Consider the following 23,687-nt stretch of genomic DNA (forward strand, 5'->3'; position numbering starts at 1 on the left):
CATGCCCACAGCAGCGCTCTTTGACCTTCTGCCGGATTTCGGCACGCGCACCCCGCGCAACGGTCAGCCTCAGGCGATGACCGAACCGCAGCGCAAGCCGGATGCACCCGCACCGCAGGCCGATATCGGCGCACTGATCGCCGAAGCGGTTGCCGACGCCGAGGCAGCACTTGAGGCGCGCCTTGCCATTGCCCATGAAGCAGCGCTCGAGGCCGAGCGCCAGGCCAACGCCGACGAGGCAAGGATCTTTCTCGAGAGCTTCGGCGGCGATCTCGGCAACGCGGTCGCCACGCGCGTCGATGCCATGGAGGCCGAGGTAACCCGCCTCGTCAGCGCCACCGTTGCCCGTGTCATCGGCGGCCTCGTCAGCGACGATTTGCAGAAGCGCTCGCTGGAAGCCCTTGCCCGCACGATCGGCGAAGCCGTCGCTGACAACGAGGCCGTGCGCATAGGTGTTCGCGGTCCGCTATCCCTGTTCGAAACCTTGAAGACCGCGCTCGGCCCGCGCGCCGCCAATCTCGACTTCGTCGAGATGCCCGGCTTCGACCTTACCGTCGCCATCGACGAGGCCGTCTTCGAAACGCGCATCGCCGAGTGGTCGGCCGCCCTGTCGGAGGCCTTGTCATGAGCGCTGTCGACGCCGCGGAGGTCAGGCACGAGATCATCATCGTCAAGCGCAATCATCACGATCACGACGAAGGTCACCATGGCGGTGTCTGGAAAATCGCCTTCGCCGATTTCATGACCGCCATGATGTGCTTCTTCCTCGTCATGTGGCTGATCAACGCCGCCAACGAGCAGACCAAGGCCGCCGTCGCCAGCTACTTCAATCCGGTCAAGCTGATCGACCGCAATGCCAGCCGCAAGGGCCTGGAGGACCTCGGCGACGGCCCGAGCAAGGTCGCGCCGGCGGCCGAGGACCAGCACGACAAGACGACCGCCAAGTCCGGGCAGGATAGCGCCGGCACCGCCGGTTCCGCGGACAAGCAGCAGCCGAAGCAATCGGCGCCGAAAACAGACCTGTCCGACCAGCATCTCTTTGCCGATCCCTATGCGGTGCTTTCCGAAATCGCCACCGACACCGGCGTCATGCAGAACGTCAGCGAAAAAGGCGACGGCGGCGTGCAGAATGCCGGCCCGGCGACTGGCGCGTCCGGCGGCGAGTCCTACCGCGATCCCTTCGCCCCGGATTTCTGGTCGCAGCAGGTTGCAGCACCCGCCGCCGAGGCCAGTGCCGAACGCGCAAAGATCGAAGGCGACCCGGTCAAGCCTGGCGACAAGGTCGCGCAAACGCAGGTGCCCAAGGTGAAGGCCGTCCCGCCAGCGCCGCCTGTGACCGAGGCGCCATCCGAGCCGCCAGCCACATCCGCGCCGGACAAGGCGGCTCCGAAGACGGCGGCGGCGAAAAAGGCCGAAGCCGCGAAGCTCGAAATCGCGAAGGCCGAAGCCGTTGAGGCCGAAGCTGCCAAGCTCGAGGCCGCAAAGGCGGAAGCAGTGGCCAAACCCGACGCCACGGAAAAGGCACCGAGTGCGGCCGCCGTCAAGGCCGCGGCGCAGGTCGGGCAGCAACTGGCCGATGCCTTCAAACCCGGCGACAAACTGCATGATGGCGTCTCGGTCGAGGCCACCGACAAGGGCGTCGTCATCTCGATCACCGATCAGCTCGATTTCGGCATGTTCGAGATCGGCTCGGCCTTGCCGAGCCGCGAACTGGTGCTGGCGATGGAAAAGATCGGCCGCATCGTCAACAGCCAGAAAGGCACCATCAGCATCAACGGCCATACCGACGCACGGCCGTTTCGCAGCGACACCTATGACAATTGGCGGCTGTCCACGGCGCGTGCCCATTCCGCCTACTACATGCTTGTCCGCGGCGGCGTCGACGAGCGTCGCATCACCGAGGTCGCTGGCTTCGCAGACCGTCAGCCAAAGGACCCCGCCAACCCGATGGCTGCCGCCAACCGCCGCATCGAAATCCTGATGTCGGCCGGCGGATGAGACCCGGCGCCATCATCGGCCGCGCCATCGGCCTGTTGCTGCTGACCGCCGCACACGCACCGGCGGCCTTCGCCCAGGATGCGCTGCAGCCCTATCAACTTGTGCGCTCGCTGCAGCTTGTCCAGGACCGCATCGCCTCCGGCGACCATGCAGCACTGCCGATGCAGGCCAAGCTGCTCGAAATGGCCGACGCACGGCTTCGTGCGGCAGATGCGGACGATTTCAAGGATCCGAAGAATTTTCGCGCCTTGCTGGTCTATGGCATGAGCGGCGGCAACCCCGTCACCGTCGAGGCGGCTGCGTCGCGTGCTCAGACCGACCCGCAAAGCCTTGCCATCGCCAAGGGCATCATCAGCTACCTCAATGGCCGGCCGGCCGAGGCGATCGAAGCGCTGAAACCGATCGATCCGATGACCCTGCCAAGCGACATCGGGGCGTTCCTGGCTCTGGTCAAGGGCTCGCTGCTCGCCACCGAGGAACCGGCCGAGGCGCTCAAGCTGCTCGACGATGCCCGCCTGCTCGGCCCCGGCACGCTGGTCGAGGAGGCGGCATTGCGCCGCTCGGTCGGCATTGCCGCCGCCAAGGGGGATGCCGCGCGCTTCGCGCTCGCCTCCACCCAGTACGTCGAAGATTATCTCTATTCGCCCTATGCCAGCCAGTTCGCGGACTCTTTCGTCTCCGGCGTCATTGCCCTGCACATGGCCATCAACGTCGACAAGCTCGCCGACATCACCTCGATGATGGATCCCGAGCGCGAGAAGGTGATTTATCTGCGCATCGCCCGCCGTGCCGCGATCGACGGGCTAAACGACCTTTCCGCCTTTGCCTCGGCCAAGGCCGAGCAGGGCCGCGACGGCATCCACAGCACCGACGATCCGCGCGCCGCGCTCTATGCCGGCCTTTCCACGGTAACGTCCGGCACCATCGACGACGTGCGCGCCGCGCTGGGCAAGATCGACCGCAGCAAGCTTTCGGAGGGCGACCGCGCCTTGCTCGATGCCGCGCAAGTGGTCGCCAGCGAAGTGATTGCGCCGCCGGCGGCCCTCCCCGTCGAACAGCCTGCGCCAGCCGCCATCGAGCAGAAGCCGGCGACCGCGGCCGCTGTCGCTGCAAAGCCCGATGAAACCGGCCTGCCGCCGGTCGAAGGTGCGATGCCCGAGCAACCGGCCGTCGCGTCATCCGACAAACCCGCTGGGCCGGTGCCGGACGCGCCAGCTGTTGCCGCTGCTTCCAGCGATGCGGCTTCCGTCCTGCCCGTGTCGGCGCCCGCGCCTGCTGCCGGCCTCGACCCGACCGACCCCACCGACGCCGCCATGATCAAGGCGCGGCGTCAGCTCGATATGATCGACCAGATGCTTGGAGCCGCCCCGAAATGACTACCAGTGTTGGCCAGGCCCTTCCGGGATTCGCAGCTGCGCGCGCGCCGTCGGCGAAGTCCGCGACGGACGAAAAGAGCGACGACACAAGCTTCGGCAAAATGGTGCGCGGCGACGAAAAACCAGCCGCGCCGGAAACCCCGCCGGCATCCGAAGCCAGCGTCCACGGCCCGCGATGGGCCAAGCGCACCCTGGCTGGTCTTGGCAAGGCAGAGTCTGCCCAAATCGAGCCGGGCAAGACTGCTTCGCCGAAACTGCCCGCCGGAAAGATGGCAAAGGACGACCCGGATACCAGTGCGGACAAGGTCTCGACCGATACCGAAGAGAGCGGGCAAAGCGCAAGCGCAACGCCGCTTCAGGATCACTTGCCGTTGCTGATCGCACTCCACGACATGCGCCATTTCTCGACATCGGCCAAGACGGATGCACGCAGCACCACGGCAGACGAACAGGCACCTGATCCGGCGCTCGACGCCCAGCCTCGTTCTGCGGAGCAGCTGCCCGTGTCGACGAAAAAATTCCGCGCGGCATCCGGCGGCGATACCGACGCCCTTGCAGCCCTGTCGCGTTCCGGCGGGGCCCTGGTTGCGGCAAACCTTTCCGGACAAAAGGAGAGCCAACAAGCGGACTGGATAGCGCCTGCTTCCGACGAACCTTCGCACCAGGATGATTTGGCGGCTCGTCTGCTGAAAGATCAGCCGGCGGCCGATGTTTCTGCGCCGGAAGCCAAGCGCTCGGCGCCGGTGGTGAAGGGCCTTGACGCGGTCCAATCCGCCATCCGCTCCGAGACCGGAAAACAGGCCGCGCCCGGCGGACGCATTGAAATCGTCGCCGAGCAGAGTTTCCCGGCGCCACCCCAAAACCCAATGAGCCAGACGGCGTCAGCTCTGGTTGATGCAATCGCTTCGGATGGCTTGCGGCAGGCTCTTTCGACACCTTCGACGACCTCTCAAATGGCCAGTTCTGTTGCCGTTCCGACACATATACTGAAGATCGAGCTGCATCCGGCTGAACTCGGCATCGTCACGGCCAGCATGCGGCTTGCCGGGGAACAACTGTCGATCGAACTGAAGCCCGAAACGCATGAAGCCTACCGCCGTCTGACCACCGACAGCGAGGCCATCGTCAAGTCGTTGCGCGGCCTCGGTTTCGATGTCGACAAGGTCACCATCCTGCAACCCTCGATAGCAGTTCCCGCCGCGACCCGTACCGATGCAAGCAGTTCCTTGCCGATGTCGTCAGGCCGCGATCAGCCCCCCTTTCAACCCGGCAACTCAAGCGGCAACAATGCCGGCTCCGGCGGCCAGCAACCGGGAAGGAACCCTCGGAATGACGCACACGAATTTGGCCGTGCGGCTTCGCCTGCTCGCGAGCGTGCTGGCGACGATATGTTTATCTAGCCTCGCTGCCGGCGTCGCGAACGCCGCCACCAACCCGTGCGAACCGGAAATCCTGCGCGCCGCCGATCGCTATGGCGTGCCTGCCGGCATCCTCTATGCCGTCGGCCTGGCCGAGACCGGCAACAAGGGCAGCTTGCAACCCAATGCCTTGAATATAGAAGGAAAAGCGGTCTTTCCGCGAAACCGCAGCGAGGCGCTGGCGACGTTCGAAAATGCCCGACGCGAGGGCAAGACACTGATCGATCTCGGCTGCATGCAGATCAACCACCACTATCATGCCTCGCATTTCCGCAGCGTCGACGACATGCTCGACCCCCGCCAGAATGTCGACTATGCGGCGCGGTTCCTGGCCGCTCTGCATGCCCGTCACGTGACCTGGTCGATGGCCGTCGCCCGCTACCATGCAGGTCCCGACAACGATCCCGCACAGAAGATCTACGTCTGCCGTGTCATCGCCAACATGGTTGCCACCGGCTTCGGCAAATGGACTGCCAACGCTCGGAATTTTTGCAACCCATAGCTGTCTTCAATGGTCGCAGCTGTAGGCCTTTGCCCGGCCTTGCCGATGCTCCAATCGTCGTCGGCGCATGCAGCCACCGAAGCAGCCACGCGGCCGCCGTTATTTCGAACCTCAAAAAAACTCCCAAGAAAATAGCTACAAGAAATGACGGTTGTTCACGAATCCCGCCACCGGATACGGCTTTTCACACGGGGCAGATGAGCTGATTCGGAGGGCGGGCCGATGATTGTGATCGTTGACGAGCGTGAGCTCGTAACTGAGGGATACAATTCACTTTTCGATCGTGAGGGCGTCGCCTGTGCAGGCTTCGCACCCGGCGAGTTCGGCGAGTGGGTGACCTCGGCGGCAGACACCGATCTGAGGTCGGTCAGAGCCTTCCTTATTGGTGACTGCCGCGAGGGCGCAATCTCACCACGCCAGATCCGCGATCGCACCGGCGCACCGGTCATCGCACTCAGCGAACAGCACTCGCTGGAGAACACGCTTCGGCTGTTCGAGAGCGGCGTCGACGACGTCATCCGCAAGCCGGTTCACATCCGCGAAATACTGGCCCGCATCACCGCCATCCGCCGTCGCGCTCACGAAGACGTGGCCTACACCGAGATCGGCGCCATGCGCATCTTCATGGACGGCCGCGATCCCGAGATCGACGGCCAGCCGCTACCCTTGCCGCGCCGCGAGCGCCGTATCCTCGAATATCTGGCGAGCAATCGCGGCCGCCGCGTCACCAAGACCCAGGTTTTCAACGCCATCTACGGCATCTTCGACGAAGAGGTCGAGGAGAACGTGGTGGAGAGCCACATCAGCAAACTGCGCAAGAAGCTGCGTGAGAAACTCGGCCACGATCCGATTGATTCCAAGCGCTTCCTCGGCTACCGGCTCGTCTATTGATGCCGACCTCCGCCAGCCTCGCGCAAGACAGAAAGCGTACCCTCACGGCCAGTAATATGGACATTGAGGAGACGTTTCGATGAGCCTCTACGGAATGATGCGGACCGGCGTTTCCGGCATGAATGCACAGGCAAACCGCCTGTCCACGGTGGCCGACAACATCGCCAATTCCGACACCACGGGCTACAAGCGGTCCTCCGCCGAATTTTCAACGCTGGTCATGCCGACTGTCGGCGGCGCCTACAATTCCGGCGGCGTCAACACCACGATCCGCTCCGCGATCAGTTCGCAAGGGGTGCTCCAGTACACCACCTCGGTTTCCGACCTGGCGGTCAATGGCGAAGGCTTCTTTGTCGTCCAGAATCCGAGCGGAACGCCTTTCCTCACCCGCGCCGGTGCCTTTGTCCCGGACGCCGAAGGCAAGCTGGTCAATGCCGCCGGCTACCAGCTGATGGCCTACAGCTATGCCAATGGCCCGCCGGCCGCCACCGCCAACGGCTTCGACGGGCTTGTGCCTGTCCAGATCTCCGACCAGGAGATGACGGCGACGCCGAGCACCGAGGGCACTTTCAACGGCAATCTTCCCGCCGGCGCGACCCCGGTCGCTGCGGGCAGCCTGCCCACGACCAACACGGCCACGGCTCAATACACCTCGAAATCCTCGCTGGTCGCCTATGACAATCTCGGCAACAAGGTGCTGCTCGACGTCTATTTCACCAACACCGGCGCCGGCACCTGGCAGGTCTCGGTCTTCGACCAATCCAAGGCCACGGCCGGCACTTCGTTCCCCTATACGGGTGGCGCGCTGGGCTCCGCCAACCTGACCTTCGACACCACGACCGGCAAACTCACCGGCGCCGTCACCGGTGTGTCCGTGACAGTGCCGAACGGCGCCGCCTTCAACCTCGATCTGTCCAAGCTCACCCAGCTCGGCACCGGCTTCACCGTCTCCGACGCGACGGTCAACGGCAACGCACCGAGCACCATCCAGAAGATCCAGATCGGTCAGGACGGCATCATCTACGCGCAGTATGAGGACGGCTCCACCAAGCCGCTCTACAAGATTCCGCTGGCCGACGTGCAGAGCCCCGATCGCCTCACCGCGCTGCCTGGCAACGTCTACTCGCAAAGCGCCGACTCGGGTGCCGTGCGCATCGGCTTTGCCAATGAGGGCAAGCTCGGCAGCGTCGTCTCCGGCGCCTTGGAGAATTCCAACGTCGATATCGCCGAGGAATTGACCAACATGATCGCGGCGCAGCGCAGCTACACCGCCAATTCGAAAGTCTTCCAGACCGGTTCCGACCTGATGGACGTCCTTGTCAACCTGAAGAGATAAACGACGGGCGCCAGCCCGTGAAAGACCCGCATGTCGCTGACCTCCGCATTGAGCATCGCCCAGTCGGCGCTTCTGACCACGTCGAAGCAGACAAGCATCGTTTCCCGCAACGTTGCCGATGCCTCCAATCCGGACTACGCCCGCCGCACGGCGGTCGTCACCAGCACGGCGCCCGGCGCGCGCTCGGTGGAGATTCAGCGGGCCACCAACGCCTTGCTGTTTCGCCAGAACCTCAGCGCGCAGTCGGCATGGAGCGGCCAGAGCACGCTTTCCAGCGGCATGGACCGGCTGGACCTCGCCGTCAACGGCGTCGACAACGCCTCCTCGGCTTCGACCGCGATCGGCAATCTGCAGCAGGCGCTGCAGCTCTATGCCACCTCACCGTCGAACCCGAACCTCGGCGCCAGCGTCATCGACGCAGCCAAGCAGGTAACGCGCTCGCTGAACGACGGCACCAAGGCGATCCAGGATTTCCGCACCCAGACCGACGGCGAGATCGCCACGGCGGTCGACGATCTCAACTCGCTGCTCAGCCAGTTCCAGGATGCCAACAAGGCCATCATCTCCGGCACCCGGTCGGGCGGTGATGTATCCGATGCGCTCGACCAGCGCGACGCGCTGCTGAAGAAGATTTCGGAATATGTCCCGGTGTCGACCTTCACGCGCGGCGACAACGACATGGTCATCACCACCAAGGATGGCACCACGCTGTTCGAAACGATACCGCGCTCGGTGAGCTTCACGCCATCGCCGGGCTATGCCGCCGGCGTCGCCGGCAACACCGTCTATATCGACAACGTACCGGTCTCCGTGGGCTCAGGCGGCAATGCCAGCGCCGACGGCAAGATCGCCGGCCTGATCACATTGCGCGACGGCGTCGCCGCTACCATGCAGAGCCAGCTCGACGAGACCGCGCGCGGGCTCATCACCGCCTTTGCCGAGACCGCGCCGTCACTGCCCAACGCAGCCGGTCTGTTCACCTGGTCGGGTGCCCCCGCCGTGCCGCCGGCCGGCACGCTGGTCAACGGCCTTGCCGGCTCGATCAGCGTCAACGCGGCGATGGATCCGAGCGTCGGCGGCAATGTGACGCTGCTGCGCGACGGCGGCGCCAACGGCGCTGCCTATGTCGCCAACACCAGCGGCGGCGCTTCCTATGCAGACCTTTTGATCGGCTATGGCGACAAGCTCGATCAGCCGATGGCTTTCGATCCGTCCGCCGGCATCACCACCGCATCCAGCGTCGCCGACTATTCCGCCAATGCCATCGGCTGGTTCGAAAGCGTGCGCCAGCAGGCCTCGACCAATGCCGACACCAAGGAAGCGCTGGCGACGCGCACGGCCGAGGCGCTGTCCAACGACACCGGCGTCAACGTCGACCAGGAAATGTCACTGCTGCTCGACCTCGAACACACCTACCAGGCCTCGGCCCGCATGATGAAGACCGTCGACGACATGCTGTCCGCCCTGCTCGATGCCGTGGGATAAGCCATGAAAGCGACATCCGTCTCCTCAGCCGCCATGTCAAACGCTCAGCGCTATTCGCAGATGCGCATGCAGAGCGACCTCGTCAAAGCCCAGAAAGAGGCAACGACAGGCACGGTCGCCGATGTCGGCCTGGCGCTTGGCGGACGCACCGCCCAGGCCGTGACCTTCTCGCGCGATCTCGACCGGCTGAATGTCATCATCGATTCCAACGCATTGGTCACCGCCCGGCTTACCTCGACCCAGAATTCGCTCGGCCAGCTCTCCGACGTCGCGCAGGATTTGCTGACCGCCCTGACCGCCACCGGCGATTCCTCGAGCACCATCACGCATGACGCCGGCAAGGCCGCGGTGCAGCAACTGACGTCGATCCTCAACACCAGCGTCAACGGCGAATATCTGTTCGCCGGCACAAACACCGACGTCAAGCCGGTCGACGACTTCACCGCCGCCGGCTCGCCCGCCAAGGCGGCGTTCGACGCCTCCTTCGTCGCTTATTTCGGTTTCACCCAGAACGACCCGGCCGCGGCCAGCATCACCGCCACCCAGATGGACAACTTCATCACCACCAGTGTCGAGCCGCAATTCCTCGGCTCCGGCTGGCAGACCAACTGGTCGAATGCCACCGACCAGCAGATCACCAGCCGCATCGCGCTCAACGACACCACCCAGACCTCGGTCAGCGCCAACAGCGACAGCATTCGCAAGCTCGCCATGGCGTCGGCCATGATCACCGGCCTGCTGTCCAGCAACATTAGCCAGGCCGCGCGCAATTCGGTTGTCACCCGTTCCATGTCGCTGGTCGGCGAAACACTGGGCGGGCTCGGCCAGCTGCAGTCGCAGACCGGCCTTGTCCAGAAACGCGTGTCCGACGCCAGCGACCGCATGAAGACGCAGGTCGATCTTTTCGAGCGGCACATCCTCGATCTCGAAGGTGTCGATCCCGCCGAAGCCGCCACAAGGGTCGCCGATCTTACGCAGCATATCGAGACGTCTTTCGCACTGACGGCGCGCCTGCAGCAACTCAGCCTGTTGAATTACCTGACCTGACAACTCCGCAACGGAACGGTAGAGCCCAACGATGTACCAATTCTCCTACGCCGACATCCAGACCGACTCCGTAGCCGATGCGAAGGACCGCGAGCGGCAGTTGCTGACCCGCTCGATCGACATGCTGTCGGCGGCCGCCGCTGTCGGCCACGGTTCGATGGAGGCGGTCGAGGCGCTGCACTTCACCAACCGCATCTGGACCACTTTCGTCGACGATCTCGGCTCCAGCGACAATGCGCTGCCCAAGGAGCTGCGCGCCAATTTGATCTCCATCGGCCTGTGGCTGCTGCGCGAGACCGAGGACATCCGCCAGGGTCGCACCGACAATTTCGAAGGACTGATCGAAGTCTCCCAGATCATCAGGGACGGCATTCAATGACCAACACGCTGAAGATCTCGCTGAAACCCAACGAGAAGATTTACATCAACGGCGCCGTCATCCGCGTCGACCGCAAGGTCACCGTCGAACTGATGAACGACGTGCAGTTCCTGCTCGAGAGCCATGTGATCCAGCCCGAGGACGCCTCGACGCCGCTCAAGCAGCTCTATTTCATCCTCCAGGTCATGCTGATGAACCCTTCGGGCGCCGTCGAGGCGCGCGATATGTTCCGCCGCTCGCTGCCGCTGCTTCTGGCAAGCTTCGAGGACGAGCAGATCTGCGGCGGGCTGAAGCAGATCGACCGCATGGTCGGCGAGGATCATGTCTACGAAGCGCTGAAGGCGATCCGCGCGCTTTATCCGCTCGAACGCCGCGCGCTTGGCGGCAATGACGATGTTGCAGGCGCGCAGCGCCCGCTGGCTGTGGGAGCACGATACTGATGAATGTGGATATGACGACCACCATACCGACCGGCGCCAACCAGGCCACCCAGTCGACCTCCAAGACCGCGGTCGACTACCAGTCGTTCCTGAAGCTGCTGATCGCCGAGATGAAAAACCAGGATCCAACGAAGCCGATGGATTCGACGCAGTATGTTGCCCAGCTCGCAACCTTTTCGCAGGTCGAGCAATCGGTGCAGACAAACACCAAGCTTGACCAGATAATGCAGTCCTCGGCATTGTCGCAGGCGGATGCCTTGATCGGCCGTTCGATCACCTCCGCCGATGGCAAGACGTCAGGCACGGTGGCGTCGGTGCGCCTCGCCAACAACGGCCTCATCGCAGTGCTGCAGAACGGCACGGAAATCGCGGTTGGTCCTGGCGTCTCGGTGAAGGCCGCAAGCTAGAGCAATTCCAGGAAAAGTGTGAAACGGTTTTCCGTCCGGAATTGCCTAAAAACAAAGAGATAGAGCTGTTCAGCGTGAAACGGTGAACAGCTCTATGCCGGTCGCGAGGTAAGGCTTACCCCATGAACGAGGCCGACGCCCTCGATATCGTCCAGTATGCGGTGTGGACGGTGCTGACCGCTTCCGCTCCGGTGGTGCTGGTCGCCATGGCGGTCGGCATCGGCATTGCCCTGATCCAGGCCTTGACCCAGATCCAGGAAATCACGCTGACCTTCGTGCCCAAGATCGTCGCCATCATGCTGGTCGTGGCGCTGACCGGCCCGTTTATCGGCAGCCAGATATCGGCCTTCACCAACGTCATCTTCCAGCGCATCGAAAACGGCTTCTAGCCTCGGCTCAAGGCCGCGCTTGCAGCCGGCCGGGTTCCGGATAGATTGCTCTCTCGCGGCAAGCACCTGCTTTTCCCGCGGCGCCCTTTGTCCCGATAATGTCTTGGAATGCAATGAACCAGGCAAGACCGACCGGCAGGCCATGTGCGGAATAGCCGGCGTCTGGCGAAAGCATAGCCCGATCGGCTCGCGTGACCTGTCGGATGTCGCCCGCATGATGCAGGCGCTGGTGCATCGCGGTCCGGACGATCATGGCAATTGGAACAGCGGCCGGCTCGCTTTGGGTCACCGGCGGCTAACGATCATCGATCCGTCGTCCGCCGCGCGCGAGCCGATGCTGACCGCGTCGGGACAGGGCGTGCTGGTCTACAATGGCGAAGTCTACAACTACCGCGCGCTGCGCGGCGCCCTCGAGGCCGAAGGCAATGTTTTCCGAACCGTATCGGATACCGAGGTGGTCCTGCAGGCCCTGCATCACTGGGGCCCGGACAAGGCAGTGCCGCTGTTTGACGGCATGTTCTCCTTCGCCTATTTCGACCTGCGCGATGAGACGCTGTGGCTTTGCCGCGACCGGCTCGGGATCAAGCCTATGTCGGTGGCGGTGACGGACGACCGCATAATCTTCGCGTCCGAGGACAAGGCGATCCTGGCCTGCGAAGGGTTCGCGCGCGACATCGACACGCGTGAAATCACCTTGCGGCTCGCCTGGCAGAGCCGCGATTCAAGCTTCAGCCTGTTCGACAAGATCGAGCGCCTGCCGCCCGCCGGCCTGTGGAAGGTCACCGATGACGGTGTCGAGAAACGCAGTTTCTGGCATGTTCTCGATGTCCTCGAAACAGTGCGTATCAACGATGACAGGGCATCCGACCCCGACCGCATAGCCGCGCTGGAGAAGCTGATCGAGGACAGCATCGAGATGCACTGCATCGCCGACACCAGCGTTGCCACGGCCTGCAGCAGCGGCGTCGACTCCGGCCTGATCACCGCGCTGGCCAAGCGCTTCCGGCCCGAGATCCATGGCTATGTCGTCGATCCCTTGATCGGCCGCAGCGAAGCCGAAGGCGCTGAACGAACCGGCCGCCATGTCGGCGTGCCCTTGCGCAGGGTGCCACTCGACAAGAAACGCTTTTTCGAACTGTGGCCGAGAATGGTCTGGCATCTGGAAAGCGACGGATGGCACCCCAGCCGGCCCGCACTGCTGGCGCTTGCCGAACAGTGCCGGGCCGATGGCATCAAGGTCCTGCTCACCGGCGAAGGCGCCGACGAGCTTTTTGGCGGTTACGATTGGCAGGCGGCGAGCATGAAGCTGTGGCGTCCATGGTCATGGCCGCAGCGGCTGTTTCAGTCGAAGCGCTCGCTCGATCGGAAATTCAAGCGTCTGCGCCGTGCGCCATACGCGATCTCGATGGGTGGCGGCAAAGGATCGGATCGCAATGCCGTGTTGCGAGCCCTGTCGCCGGAACTGAACTTTCTGCAAACCAAGCTCTTCGACCGGCTGGAGCCGGTGACACCACTGAGCGACCGCGCCTTTCTGGGAAGCTGCCTTCAGGACCTGTACGGGCATCTTCAGGATCTGCTGCACAGGCATGACCGGCTCAGTATGGCGGCGTCCGTGGAACTCAGGGTGCCTTTCCTCGAGAACAGGCTGATCGATTTTGCCATCCATCTGCCCAGGCGACACAAATATCGCGACAAGACCGGGAAGTGGCTTTTGAAAAAGGTCGCGGAAAAACACATCCCACGCCAGAACGTCTACGCAAAAAAGGTCGGTTTTGACATGTCTCCCGACTTTAGCGCCGGCGCTCAGGATTTGTTGCGCAAGGGGTTCTTGCGGGATGCCATGAAATGGCCGGCGTCTTCCCTGGAGGATCTGGTGGAGCTTGCGGCGCGCGATGAATCATCCCGCATGCGGCTCGTCGGCATGGACCTTTTCCTGCGCCTCTACGCCGGCGGCGAGACGGCGGGCAACCTCACCGAAGCGTTGCACGCCGCCAGCAGGGACGCCCGCTGACGTGGACCAATGAGAACCTTGCGCTGGGCAAAAGACTGTCACATCAGGACGTATTTTCGCCTTCGCTATCCTGTTGTTGGATCATGATCTTTTTGAAAGAGGCGTTCGCCCTTTGCGGCGCCGCGGTCTACTTGGTTCAGCGGACGAAACCAGCACGTGATGGCAGGCAGCTTTTATGATCGATGACGAGCCGGCCAGCGAACGCGTCTCGGCGCTGGCGCCGTTCCGGCACGGAATTTTCCGTGCTGTGTGGTCGGCCAGCCTGGTGTCGAATTTCGGCGGCCTGATCCAGGGCGTCGGCGCCGCCTGGATGATGACCACCATCGCCACCTCGTCCTACCAGGTCGCGCTGGTCCAGGCTTCGACCACTCTGCCGATCATGCTGTTTGCGCTCGTCGCTGGCGCCATCGCCGACAGCTTCAACCGGCGCAAGGTGATGCTGGTCGCCCAGACCTTCATGCTGGTCGTGTCGGTGCTGCTGACGCTGTTCACCTGGTTCGGCCTGATCACGCCGTGGACGCTGCTCGCCTTCACCTTCCTGATCGACAGCGGCACGGCGCTCAACAGCCCATCCTGGCAGGCTTCCGTCGGCGACATGGTGCCGCGTCCCAAGCTGCCGGCGGCGGTCGCGCTCAACTCACTCGGCTTCAACCTGACGCGCAGCGTCGGCCCGGCGATCGGCGGCATCATCGTTGCTGCTGCAGGTGCCGCGGCCGCCTTTGCCGCCAACGCGCTGAGCTATGTCGGCCTGATCATCGTGCTGGCGCGCTGGAAGCCGGAACTGCCGGTGTCCACCCTGCCGCGTGAGACGCTCGGCGCGGCGATGGGCGCCGGCCTGCGCTACGTCGCCATGTCGCCCAACATCGGCAAGGTGCTGGTCAGGGGTTCGGCCTTCGGCTTCAGCGCCGGCGCGGTGCTGGCGCTGCTGCCGCTGGTGGCGCGCGATGTCGTCAAGGGCGACGCCTTGACTTACGGCATCATGCTCGGCGCCTTCGGCATCGGCGCGGTCGGCGGCGCGCTGATCAGCGTCAGGCTGCGGCAGCTGCTGTCCAGCGAGACGATGGTGCGCATGGCCTTCGCCGGCTTCGCGCTCTGCGCCTTCAACGCCGCCATCAGCCACAATGCCTGGCAGACCTCGCTCGGACTGCTGCTGGGCGGCGCCTGCTGGGTGAACGCGCTGTCGCACTTCAACGTCACCGTGCAGATGTCGACGCCGCGCTGGGTGGTTGGCCGGGTGCTCTCGGTCTACCAGACGGCCACCTTCGGCGGCATCGCGCTCGGCAGCTGGGTCTGGGGCGTCGTTGCCGATGCGCACGGCGCCGAAACCGCGCTGATCGCTGCCAGCGTCGCCATGCTGGCGGGCGGCGCCATCGGCCTGCTGCTTCCCCTTCCCCAGCAGGCGATGCTCAATCTCGATCCACTCAACCGCTTCAAGGAACCGCATCTCGGGCTCGACCTCAAGCCGCGCAGCGGTCCGATCGCCATCATGATCGAGTACATCATCCGCGACGAGGACGTGCCGGAATTCCTCGGCGTCATGGCCGAGCGCGGCCGCATCCGCCGCCGCGACGGCGCCCGCAACTGGACGCTCGCGCGCGACCTTGAAAACCCGGCGATATGGATCGAGCACTATCACACGCCGACCTGGCTCGAGTACATCCGCCACAACAAGCGCACCACCCATGCCGACGCCGTCATCGGCGAGCGCATAAGGGCGCTGCACAGCGGCGACGAACCGCCGCGCGTGCGCCGCATGATCGAGCGCCCGACAACCGCCGGCACGGCGTTGGTCATGCCGAAGGGCCCGATCGAGCATTAGGCCTTTCCTGCTGGATCGAGTCGCTCCCCAGCATCTGCGTCAATTTTAGCGAAACTTGATATAAAGATTCTCGGCGTATTCGTGACCTTGACGGCAAGCACCCTGCAAGGAGCAACGAGAACCTTATGCCAGCATTGCGCAAGTCGCCCGCACCGATGGATTTCCAATCGAACGAACCGGCAAAGGTCAGTTCGACAGAGCAGTCCCTGCGGGAAAGAGTTCGGCTTCTGGAGGCAGTCGTCGACAACTTCCCCGGCGGCATATCCCTGTTTGATGACGACCTGCGGATGGTCCTCTGCAACGACCAGCAAAAGTCCATGCTTGACTATCCTCCGGAACTTTTCCGCAATGGCTATCCAAACATGGAGGATCTGTTCCGGTTCAATGCCGAGCGAGGTGAGTATGGCCCCGGGTCGACCGAAGAACATGTCGGCAGGCGTCTTGAGCTGGTCAGACAGCGAACGCCCCACAGTTACCACCGCACCCGCCCCAATGGCACCGTGCTTGAAGTACGGGGCGTTCCACTCAGCGGCGGAGGATTTGTGACCACCTATCTGGATGTGACGGAGCAACGCCGCAACCAGGAACTCGTTGCCCATATGGCGCACCACGATCACCTGACCGATCTTCCCAACCGCGCGCTGTTCAATGACCGTTTGCAGCAGGCAATCGCGAAGACGAAGCGCAACGGGACCATAGCCGTCCTGTGCCTGGATCTTGATCGGTTCAAACCGGTCAACGACCAGCTTGGTCATCAGGCGGGAGATGAGCTTCTGAAGCAGGTTGCCGGACGACTAAATGCCTCGGTTCGCGATCACGACACGGTCGCCCGCCTTGGAGGCGACGAGTTCGCGATCGTGCAGACAGATATCCATCGGCGATCCGATGCCGGCGTCCTTGCACGCCGTCTGGTTGCCTCGATGCATGAACCGTTCGCTGTTTGCGGGCATTCGATCTCCATCGGCACCAGCATCGGTATCTCCGTTGCACCCGACGACGGGTTGTCATTGGACGACCTGTTGCGGAAAGCCGACCTTGCACTCTACCGGAGCAAGCGTGGCGGTCGGGGCACATTCAGTTTCTACGAGGACGACAGTTCGCCACTAAGCCACATTTAACGCTGTCACCCCTCGCCCGACAGGTCGCGGCGCGCCTTGTCGAGCTCTTCGGCATAGCGCCGCATCAGATGGCCTTCCGTCAAAAGCCCAACGACGACCTGGTCGTCGAAATCCTCGACCACCGCCAGTTCTTCGGCGCCGGCGCGTTGAAAAGTCCCGGCGGCTGACTGCACGTTCATGCTCGGCACCAGCACCGCATCCCTGAATTTCGCCAGCGACAGCACCGGCGTCTCGCCATCGGACTGGTCACTGTGCAGTTCGGCGACGATCAGCACGCCCGTATAATGCTGCCCGGCATCCACCGCGATGACGCGCTGCGCGGCGCCGAGCGGCACTTCCTTGCGAAAGGCGGCAAGCGTGGTCGAGGCGTCGATGGTGCGGACATCCTTTCGCATCATCGAGCCGACCGTCAGGCTGCGCATCCAGCCGACATCATGGGCGCTGCGGATCGTCTCGCCGCGCAAATGGAAGCGCCATGTCGAGAAGGAATAGCCGAAGGTTTCGCGCACCAGGATCGCCGCCATCAGCGAAGCCGCCAGCACCACGCCAGTGAGCGTTAGGTCGCGGGTCGATTCCAGCGCCAGGAACGTCATCGTCAGCGGACCGCCGACGACGCCGACGGCCAGCGACGTCATGCCGACGACGGCGGCGACCGACGGGTCGATGCCGGTTGCCGGCGAGACAAATGCCATCACGCCGGCGAACATCTTGCCGAGCAAGGCGCCGAGGAACAGCGAGGCGAAGAACAGGCCGCCGCGAAAGCCCGAGCCGAGCGAGATCGCCGACGCCGCCAGTTTCAGCACGAAGACGCTGGCCACGACTGCGAGCCCGTAGTTCATCGCGAACTCGCGATGCAGCGCGCCATGGCCGCTGGACAGAACCTGCGGCGTGATCAGCCCCAGCAACCCGACGATGACGCCGCCAATGAAGGGACGCAGCGAGGCGTCGATCGACAGCCTGGCGAAACCGCGTTCGATCAGGCTAACCAGATGCATGATGGCGATGGAGGCGCCGCCGCCCAGCAGCCCGAGCAGCAGGAACGGCAGATACTGGCTGGCGGTGAGTTCCGGCAGGCCGGAGAGCTCGAGGGGAAACGGCACCACGCCGAAGATTTCGGCGATCAGCGAAGCGCAGATCGCGGCGGTCATTACCGGCGCGACATTGGCGACCGAATAGATGCCGATGACCAGCTCGAAACCGTAGAAGGCGCCGGTCAGAGGCGCGTCGAAGGCAGCGGCGATCGCGCCGGCAGCGCCGCAACCGACCAGGATGCGGACATCGTTGCGGCGCAGGTTGAAGGCGCGCGCCAGCCACGACGCCAGTCCGGAACCGACCTGCGCGTAGCCGGCCTCCAACCCGACCGAGGCGCCAAAACCGCTGGAGATCATCGTCTGCCCGGCGATGATGAAAGTGTCGGTGAGCGACATGCGCCCGCCATAGAGCGCGTTGGCTTCGATCGGATCGACCGGGGTGCGGAATTTTCGTCTGCGCAGCCAGATCACCGTCAGTCCAAGCAGGATGCCGCCGATCGCCGGCACCAGCGCCTGCACCGGGTTGGCCAGCGAAAACATCGCAGAAAGCCGGCCGCCGGGCTGAACGCCGAACAGCAGCCCATGCAGGTCCTGCACCATCTGGCTCATCGCGGTGACCAGCACCGCCGCCATCACCCCGACGACACCGGCCAGCATGACGATGACGATGCCGCGTGCCTCGAGCAGCGGGATCGATCTGATGAGCACCGCGCGAAGCCGGCGGGCATAAACTTGCGGTTCGTTTCTGGAAGGCACCGGAGCGGCTCGCCGATATCCGAATGGTGTGAAGGCCTGCCGTGCTGATACGCCCGGCGATACCGCATGGCAACCGCGATACCGGCTGCCAATCAGGTCGGCTTGGGCTCCCCCGCCTTATAGAGCACGAGATTGCGATCGCCGATGCCGAGTGCCGGCCAGCTGGCACGCCAGCTTGTCAGATGGGGCGCGGCAAAATGGGCATCGAGCGCCGCCCTACTGCTCCAGACTTCGGTGATCCGGATGAGCCCCGGATCGAAGACATCCTGCGCATAGGAATATTCGAGGCAGCCGGGCTCGGCGCGGCTGGCCGAAACCATGCGCTCCATCGCCGGCTTTGCCTGCTCGAGCTTTTCCGGCGGCAGGCGGACGGTGCCGATGATCAGGAGCATGGGAGTTCCTTTCGAAGGCTCGGACCACGGTGCAGTAGCCAGTCTCCCACCCTCGCGCAAGCTTGGTCGCTTAGGCTCACCAGGCTGTCGCATGCTCGGCAGGCTTGTGATCTGGGGACGACATGGCGATCAGCGAAAGCATCCAGCCCGGCGCGGTGGCCAAGAACGGCCGCGACGTCTTCTTCGCCATCGGCATCGTCATCATCCTGGCCGTGCTGTTCCTGCCGATCCCGGCTTTCCTCATCGACATCGGCCTTGCCTTCTCGATCGCGCTGTCGGTGCTGATCCTGATGGTGGCGCTGTGGATCCAGCGGCCGCTCGATTTCTCCTCGTTCCCGACCGTGTTGCTGATTGCCACCATGCTGCGGCTGTCGCTCAACATCGCCACCACGCGCATGATCCTGGCGCATGGCAATGAGGGCACGCACGCCGCCGGCTATGTCATCGCCGGCTTCTCCAGGCTGGTGATGGCCAGCGATTTCGTCATCGGCCTCATCGTCTTCATGATCCTGATCGTGGTCAATTTCATCGTCATCACCAAGGGCGCCACGCGTATCGCCGAAGTCGGCGCGCGCTTCACTCTCGACGCCATCCCTGGCAAGCAGATGTCGATCGACGCCGACCTGTCCGCCGGCATGATCGACGACAAGACGGCGCAGCTGCGCCGCCGCGAGCTTGAAGAGGAATCCTCCTTCTTCGGCTCGATGGACGGCGCCTCAAAATTCGTCCGTGGCGACGCCATCGCCGGTCTCATCATCACCGCCATCAACATCGTCGGCGGCATCGCTATCGGTTACATCCGCCACGGCATGGGCATGGGCGAAGCCGCCGATGTCTTCATCAAGCTGTCGGTCGGCGACGGCCTCGTCACCCAGATCCCGGCGCTGATCGTTTCGCTCGCCGCCGGCCTGCTCGTCTCCAAGGGCGGCACCCGCGGCTCGACCAACCAGGCGGTGTTCGGCCAGCTCGGCGCCCATCCGCGCGCCCTCTATGTGGCGGCATCGCTGCTCGTCCTGCTCGGCCTGATGCCCGGTCTGCCGCTGTTCCCGTTCTTTGCGCTCGCCGGCGGCATGGCCGGCCTCGGCTACATCATCCCGATGCGCGCCAACCGTGTGCTTGCCGAGGCCGAAGCGCTGAAGAACCAGGAGAAGGCGACCAAGGTCGAGGAGGAAAAGAACTCGGTCAAGGCTTCGCTGGCCACCGCCGAGATCGAGCTTCTGATCGGCAAGCAGCTGTCGACGCGGCTTTTGGTGTCGCATCAGGAACTGTCCTTCCGCATGGCCAAGATGCGCAAGAAGTTTGCCACGCAGTATGGCTTCGTCGTGCCGGAGGTGCGCGTCGCCGACGATTTCGGCATCCCGCCGAAGAGCTATCAGATCAAGGTGCACGGCACCGTCGTCGCCGAATATCAGATGCGCGTCGGCGAGATCATGGTGCTGCTCGGCACCCGTGACGTGCCCGACATGCCCGGCGAGGAAATCCGCGAGCCGGCCTTCGGCATGCGCGCCTTCTCGGTGCTCGAAACCTTTGCCGAGGATCTGAAGCGCGAGAACTACACCTTTGCCGACAACATGTCGGTGCTGCTCACCCATCTCTCCGAGGTCATCCGCAACAACCTGCCGCAGCTTCTGTCCTACAAGGACATGAAGGCCCTGCTCGAACGCCAGGACCCGGAATACCGCAAGCTCGCCGACGAGATCTGCACCTCGCACATCTCCTACCCCGGCCTGCAGGCGGTGCTGAAGCTGCTGCTCGCCGAGCGCGTCTCGATCCGCAATTTGCACCTGATCATCGAGGCCATCGCCGAGATCGCGCCGCATGTGCGCCGCACCGAGCAGATCGTCGAGCATGTCCGCATCCGCATGGCCCAGCAGATCTGCGGCGACCTTTCCGAAGGCGGCGTGCTCAAGGTGCTGCGCCTCGGCAACCGCTGGGACCTCGCCTTCCACCAGAGCCTCAAGCGCGACGCCAAGGGCGAGGTGCGCGAATTCGACATCGACCCGCGCCAGCTCGAAGAATTCGGCCAGGACGCGACCAAGGCGATCCGCAAGCATCTGGAAGCCGGCGAGCGCTTCGTCCTCGTCACCGCCCCGGACGCCCGCCCCTATGTGCGCATGATCATCGAGCGCCTGTTCACCACGCTGCCGGTGCTCAGCCATGTCGAAATCGCCAAGGGCGTCGAGATCAAGGTGCTCGGGACCATATCGTGACCGCGCTGTCGCAAGGCGTCGTCATCGCCGCCTTCCTCGCCTTCTGCCGCATCGGCAGCTGCTTCATGTTGATGCCCGGCCTGTCCAGCGCCCGCGTGCCGGTTCAGGTCCGGCTGTTCGTGGCCATCGCCGCCACCGGCGGCCTGCTCACTTTCCTGTGGGACCGCATCTATCCCTTCGTCGATCCGCGCCCGCAGATACTGGCGCCGATGATCGTCTCGGAACTTCTGATCGGCGGGCTGATCGGCGCCATGACCAGGCTGTACATGGAGGCGCTGCGCTTCATGGGCGCCGGCATCGCCACGATGATCGGCTATGGCGGCTCCGGCGGCCCGGCCATCGAAGAAGCCGAGCCGCAGGCAGCCCTTGCCGCCATCATTTCGTTTTCGGCGCTGATGCTGCTTTTCGTCTTCGACTTCGACCACGAGATCGTGCGCGCGCTGGTCTCCTCTTACACGGTCGCTCCGGTCAACATCTTCTTCAACCCGCAAGCGGCGCTGGTCGATGTCACCGACACGGTGTCGGACGCCTTCTTCCTGGTCATCCGCCTCGGCAGCCCGTTTGTCGCCTATGCCATCCTGGTCAACCTGACCATCGGCTTCGTCAACAAATTGACCCCGCAAATCCCGGTCTATTTCATCTCGCTGCCCTTCGTCATCGCCGGCGGGCTGATCATCTTCTATTTCGCTATCGGCACTCTGCTGTCGCTGTTCGTCAACGGCTTTGTCGACCTCACACTCGCCCGGTAAACACAATGAGCACGCGCAAGGATCGTCTGAAAAAACTGGTCAAGGTGCAGGAACAGCTGAAGGCGCTGCACGAAACCCGTCATGCCACGTTCCTGTCGGCGGCCGCGGAGGCGCAGACGGAAGCAAAAGAACTGGTCGAACATTTCGACGCCGCCGACTCGCTGGCCGGTCTGTTTCCCGATCTCTACCATCGCCGCATCGCCAATGCCGTAGGCCGCCAGGAGGCGAACCTCGAAAGCGCCAGGCAGGAGGCCGGCCTGATCGCCACCGCAACCGCGCGCACCAACATGGTCGAGCGCGCCTACAAGGACGTGCGCCGCCGCGACGACCGCGAACGCTCCGACCGCGACCGGCTCGACCTCATTGCCCAGAAGCGCGGGCAGGAGTAGCGGCGGGAATTCTGCTTTCCATAACCGAAGTTTCCCCGAAAGCCACCTCAAAGCCAGTTGCCGCCATTTACGGGCGTACGCCAATTCGGTTTTTAGGACTCGATTTTTCGGCGTCTGGCCCAATCGCCGCAACCGAGGAAGCGGATGGCCATTATGAGGAGACAGTTTATAACGGTCGCTGAAATTCCGATATCCAAGGGGAGACGATGCGTTACATACGTCCGCTTTCAATCGAAGATGCCGTTGGTGAGCTCGCCAAGGCAATAGGCCCGGCCGCCATCCTCGCGGGGGGCAGCGACCTCCTGGTGAGGATGAAGGGCGGCTTCATCGAACCCGACCTGATCGTCGACATCAAGGCGATCGACGGCTTCAACGAAATCCGCGAAACGGCCGACGGCTTCAGCATCGGTGCCGCGGTGCCCTGCGCCGTGCTGGGCGAGAGCGCCGCCCTGAAGAAGGCATGGCCCGGCGTCGTCGAAGCGGCCAAGCTGATCGGCTCGAAGCAGGTGCAGGGGCGCTGCACCATCACCGGTAATCTCTGCAACGCCTCACCGGCGGCCGACAGCGTGCCGGCACTGGTCGCGGCCGGTGCCCGGGCATCGATCGTCGGACCGGGGGGCAGGCGCACCATTCCCGTGGGCAGCGTGCCGATCGGGCCGGGCAAGACGTCTCTCGCCAAGGGCGAGATCATCGAGGCGATCCTGCTCGACAGCCAAGCACCGCGCTCGGGCGATGCCTATCTGCGTTTCATTCCCCGCACCGAGATGGATATCGCGGTGGTCAGCGCCGGCGTCAACCTGACGCTCGACGAGCACGGCGTCGTCAAAGCGGCCCGCGTGGCATTGGGCGCCGTGGCGGTGACGGTGCTTCTGGTGGAAGAGGCAGCCGAGGCGCTCATCGGCAGGAAGCTGGATGAAGCAGCCCTTGAGCGGCTCGCCAAGGTCTGCGCCGGGGCCTGCCGCCCCATCGACGACAAGCGCGGTACAATCGAATTCAGAAGGAAAGTTGCGGGTGTGCTGGCCAAGCGGGCCGCGACGACCGCCTATGCACGTGCAGGAGGCAAATGATGGCTGGTGTAGCAGTTTCAACCACAATCAACGGCGACCATGTCGAGTACCTTTGCCAGCCGGACGAGACGCTGCTCGACGTGCTGCGCGATCGGCTGGGGCTGACGGGCGCCAAGGAAGGCTGCGGCACCGGCGACTGCGGCGCCTGCAGCATCATCCTCGACGACCGGCTGGTTTGCTCGTGCCTGGTGCTCGGCGCAGAGGCTGAAGGCCGGCGCGTCGAGACCATCGAGGGCATGGCGCATGGCGACAAACTGCATCCGCTGCAGCAGAAGTTCCTCGAGCACGCGGCCCTGCAATGCGGCATCTGCACGCCCGGCTTCCTGATCGCGGCCAAGGATCTCCTGGCCAAGAACCCCGACCCGACCGAGGAGGAAATCCGCTTCGGCCTCGCCGGGAACCTGTGCCGCTGCACCGGCTACGACAAAATCGTGCGCGCCGTCCAGGACGCCGCCACCGTGATGAAGGGAGCCTGAG

Annotated in this window: 23 protein-coding genes; 21 read left to right on the plus strand and 2 right to left on the minus strand. The window is 64.0% G+C overall.

The features are described from left to right. Position 1 precedes the first annotated feature (1 nt). The 16 genes from AC1DVW_RS11885 to AC1DVW_RS11960 all read left to right on the plus strand — a co-directional run bounded on the left by AC1DVW_RS11885 (position 2) and on the right by AC1DVW_RS11960 (position 16,616). The gene (locus AC1DVW_RS11885) at positions 2–628 is read left to right on the plus strand and encodes a hypothetical protein (RefSeq protein ID WP_477323261.1); all 627 of its coding nucleotides are present in this window, start codon (positions 2–4) and stop codon (positions 626–628) included. Further along, entirely contained in the window at positions 625–1,998 is a 1,374-nt protein-coding gene (locus AC1DVW_RS11890; RefSeq protein WP_477323263.1) for a MotB family protein, read from the plus strand. Before AC1DVW_RS11885 ends, AC1DVW_RS11890 begins: the two co-directional genes overlap by 4 nt. Continuing rightward, a complete protein-coding gene (locus AC1DVW_RS11895; RefSeq protein ID WP_477323265.1) occupies positions 1,995–3,374 on the plus strand; it encodes a chemotaxis protein MotC in 1,380 nt (459 codons plus the stop codon). Before AC1DVW_RS11890 ends, AC1DVW_RS11895 begins: the two co-directional genes overlap by 4 nt. A 101-nt stretch (positions 3,375–3,475) precedes the next feature. Then, positions 3,476–4,774 (plus strand): flagellar hook-length control protein FliK, encoded by a 1,299-nt coding sequence (fliK, locus tag AC1DVW_RS11900; protein ID WP_477323267.1) that lies wholly within the window; start codon positions 3,476–3,478, stop codon positions 4,772–4,774. Next, positions 4,704–5,294, plus strand: a complete 591-nt coding sequence (locus tag AC1DVW_RS11905; protein WP_477323269.1) for a transglycosylase SLT domain-containing protein — start codon at positions 4,704–4,706, stop codon at positions 5,292–5,294. Before fliK ends, AC1DVW_RS11905 begins: the two co-directional genes overlap by 71 nt. Positions 5,295–5,516: 222 nt before the next feature. Further along, entirely contained in the window at positions 5,517–6,185 is a 669-nt protein-coding gene (locus AC1DVW_RS11910; protein ID WP_477245845.1) for a response regulator transcription factor, read from the plus strand. Between the two features lie 79 nt (positions 6,186–6,264). Beyond that, on the plus strand, positions 6,265–7,521 hold the full coding sequence (locus AC1DVW_RS11915; protein ID WP_477245847.1) for a flagellar hook protein FlgE: 1,257 nt from the start codon (positions 6,265–6,267) through the stop codon (positions 7,519–7,521). Positions 7,522–7,551: 30 nt separating this feature from the next. Beyond that, the gene (gene flgK, locus AC1DVW_RS11920; protein ID WP_477323271.1) at positions 7,552–9,006 is read left to right on the plus strand and encodes a flagellar hook-associated protein FlgK; all 1,455 of its coding nucleotides are present in this window, start codon (positions 7,552–7,554) and stop codon (positions 9,004–9,006) included. 3 nt (positions 9,007–9,009) lie between these two features. Beyond that, positions 9,010–10,053 (plus strand): flagellar hook-associated family protein, encoded by a 1,044-nt coding sequence (locus AC1DVW_RS11925; protein WP_477245851.1) that lies wholly within the window; start codon positions 9,010–9,012, stop codon positions 10,051–10,053. A 31-nt stretch (positions 10,054–10,084) separates the two neighbouring features. Beyond that, positions 10,085–10,432: a flagellar biosynthesis regulator FlaF gene (gene flaF, locus AC1DVW_RS11930; RefSeq protein ID WP_477245853.1), complete on the plus strand. Its 348-nt coding sequence runs from the start codon at positions 10,085–10,087 to the stop codon at positions 10,430–10,432. Further along, positions 10,429–10,872, plus strand: coding sequence for a flagellar biosynthesis repressor FlbT (gene flbT, locus AC1DVW_RS11935; protein ID WP_477245855.1), 444 nt, complete (start codon positions 10,429–10,431; stop codon positions 10,870–10,872). The genes flaF and flbT overlap by 4 nt, the downstream gene beginning before the upstream one ends. Further along, positions 10,872–11,279, plus strand: coding sequence for a flagellar hook assembly protein FlgD (gene flgD, locus AC1DVW_RS11940; protein WP_477323273.1), 408 nt, complete (start codon positions 10,872–10,874; stop codon positions 11,277–11,279). Before flbT ends, flgD begins: the two co-directional genes overlap by 1 nt. A 122-nt stretch (positions 11,280–11,401) precedes the next feature. Further along, positions 11,402–11,668 carry a flagellar biosynthesis protein FliQ gene (gene fliQ, locus AC1DVW_RS11945; protein WP_477323275.1) on the plus strand — a complete coding sequence of 89 codons (267 nt, stop codon included), beginning with the start codon at positions 11,402–11,404 and terminating at the stop codon, positions 11,666–11,668. A gap of 103 nt (positions 11,669–11,771) precedes the next feature. After that, entirely contained in the window at positions 11,772–13,679 is a 1,908-nt protein-coding gene (asnB, locus tag AC1DVW_RS11950; RefSeq protein WP_477323277.1) for an asparagine synthase (glutamine-hydrolyzing), read from the plus strand. A 175-nt stretch (positions 13,680–13,854) separates the two neighbouring features. Continuing rightward, positions 13,855–15,498: an MFS transporter gene (locus tag AC1DVW_RS11955; RefSeq protein ID WP_477323279.1), complete on the plus strand. Its 1,644-nt coding sequence runs from the start codon at positions 13,855–13,857 to the stop codon at positions 15,496–15,498. A gap of 125 nt (positions 15,499–15,623) precedes the next feature. Next, positions 15,624–16,616 (plus strand): diguanylate cyclase domain-containing protein, encoded by a 993-nt coding sequence (locus tag AC1DVW_RS11960; protein WP_477323280.1) that lies wholly within the window; start codon positions 15,624–15,626, stop codon positions 16,614–16,616. 5 nt (positions 16,617–16,621) lie between these two features. On the opposite strand, the gene AC1DVW_RS11965 is transcribed toward AC1DVW_RS11960, so the two are convergent. Next, on the minus strand, positions 16,622–18,403 hold the full coding sequence (locus AC1DVW_RS11965) for a chloride channel protein (RefSeq protein ID WP_477323282.1): 1,782 nt from the start codon (positions 18,401–18,403) through the stop codon (positions 16,622–16,624). A 92-nt stretch (positions 18,404–18,495) separates the two neighbouring features. After that, on the minus strand, positions 18,496–18,795 hold the full coding sequence (locus AC1DVW_RS11970; protein ID WP_477323283.1) for a putative quinol monooxygenase: 300 nt from the start codon (positions 18,793–18,795) through the stop codon (positions 18,496–18,498). 122 nt (positions 18,796–18,917) lie between these two features. Between AC1DVW_RS11970 and flhA the strand changes: the two genes are divergently transcribed. The 5 genes from flhA to AC1DVW_RS11995 all read left to right on the plus strand — a co-directional run bounded on the left by flhA (position 18,918) and on the right by AC1DVW_RS11995 (position 23,686). After that, complete coding sequence (gene flhA / locus AC1DVW_RS11975) at positions 18,918–21,005, plus strand: flagellar biosynthesis protein FlhA (protein ID WP_477245870.1); 2,088 nt, start codon at positions 18,918–18,920, stop codon at positions 21,003–21,005. After that, a complete protein-coding gene (gene fliR / locus AC1DVW_RS11980) occupies positions 21,002–21,754 on the plus strand; it encodes a flagellar biosynthetic protein FliR (protein ID WP_477245872.1) in 753 nt (250 codons plus the stop codon). The genes flhA and fliR overlap by 4 nt, the downstream gene beginning before the upstream one ends. A 5-nt stretch (positions 21,755–21,759) precedes the next feature. After that, a complete protein-coding gene (locus AC1DVW_RS11985) occupies positions 21,760–22,143 on the plus strand; it encodes a hypothetical protein (RefSeq protein WP_477245874.1) in 384 nt (127 codons plus the stop codon). Between the two features lie 206 nt (positions 22,144–22,349). Next, positions 22,350–23,210, plus strand: coding sequence for an FAD binding domain-containing protein (locus AC1DVW_RS11990; protein WP_477323285.1), 861 nt, complete (start codon positions 22,350–22,352; stop codon positions 23,208–23,210). After that, positions 23,210–23,686 (plus strand): (2Fe-2S)-binding protein, encoded by a 477-nt coding sequence (locus AC1DVW_RS11995; protein WP_477245877.1) that lies wholly within the window; start codon positions 23,210–23,212, stop codon positions 23,684–23,686. Before AC1DVW_RS11990 ends, AC1DVW_RS11995 begins: the two co-directional genes overlap by 1 nt. Position 23,687 lies beyond the last annotated feature (1 nt).

The organism is Mesorhizobium sp. P3_B5, assembly GCF_056402815.1.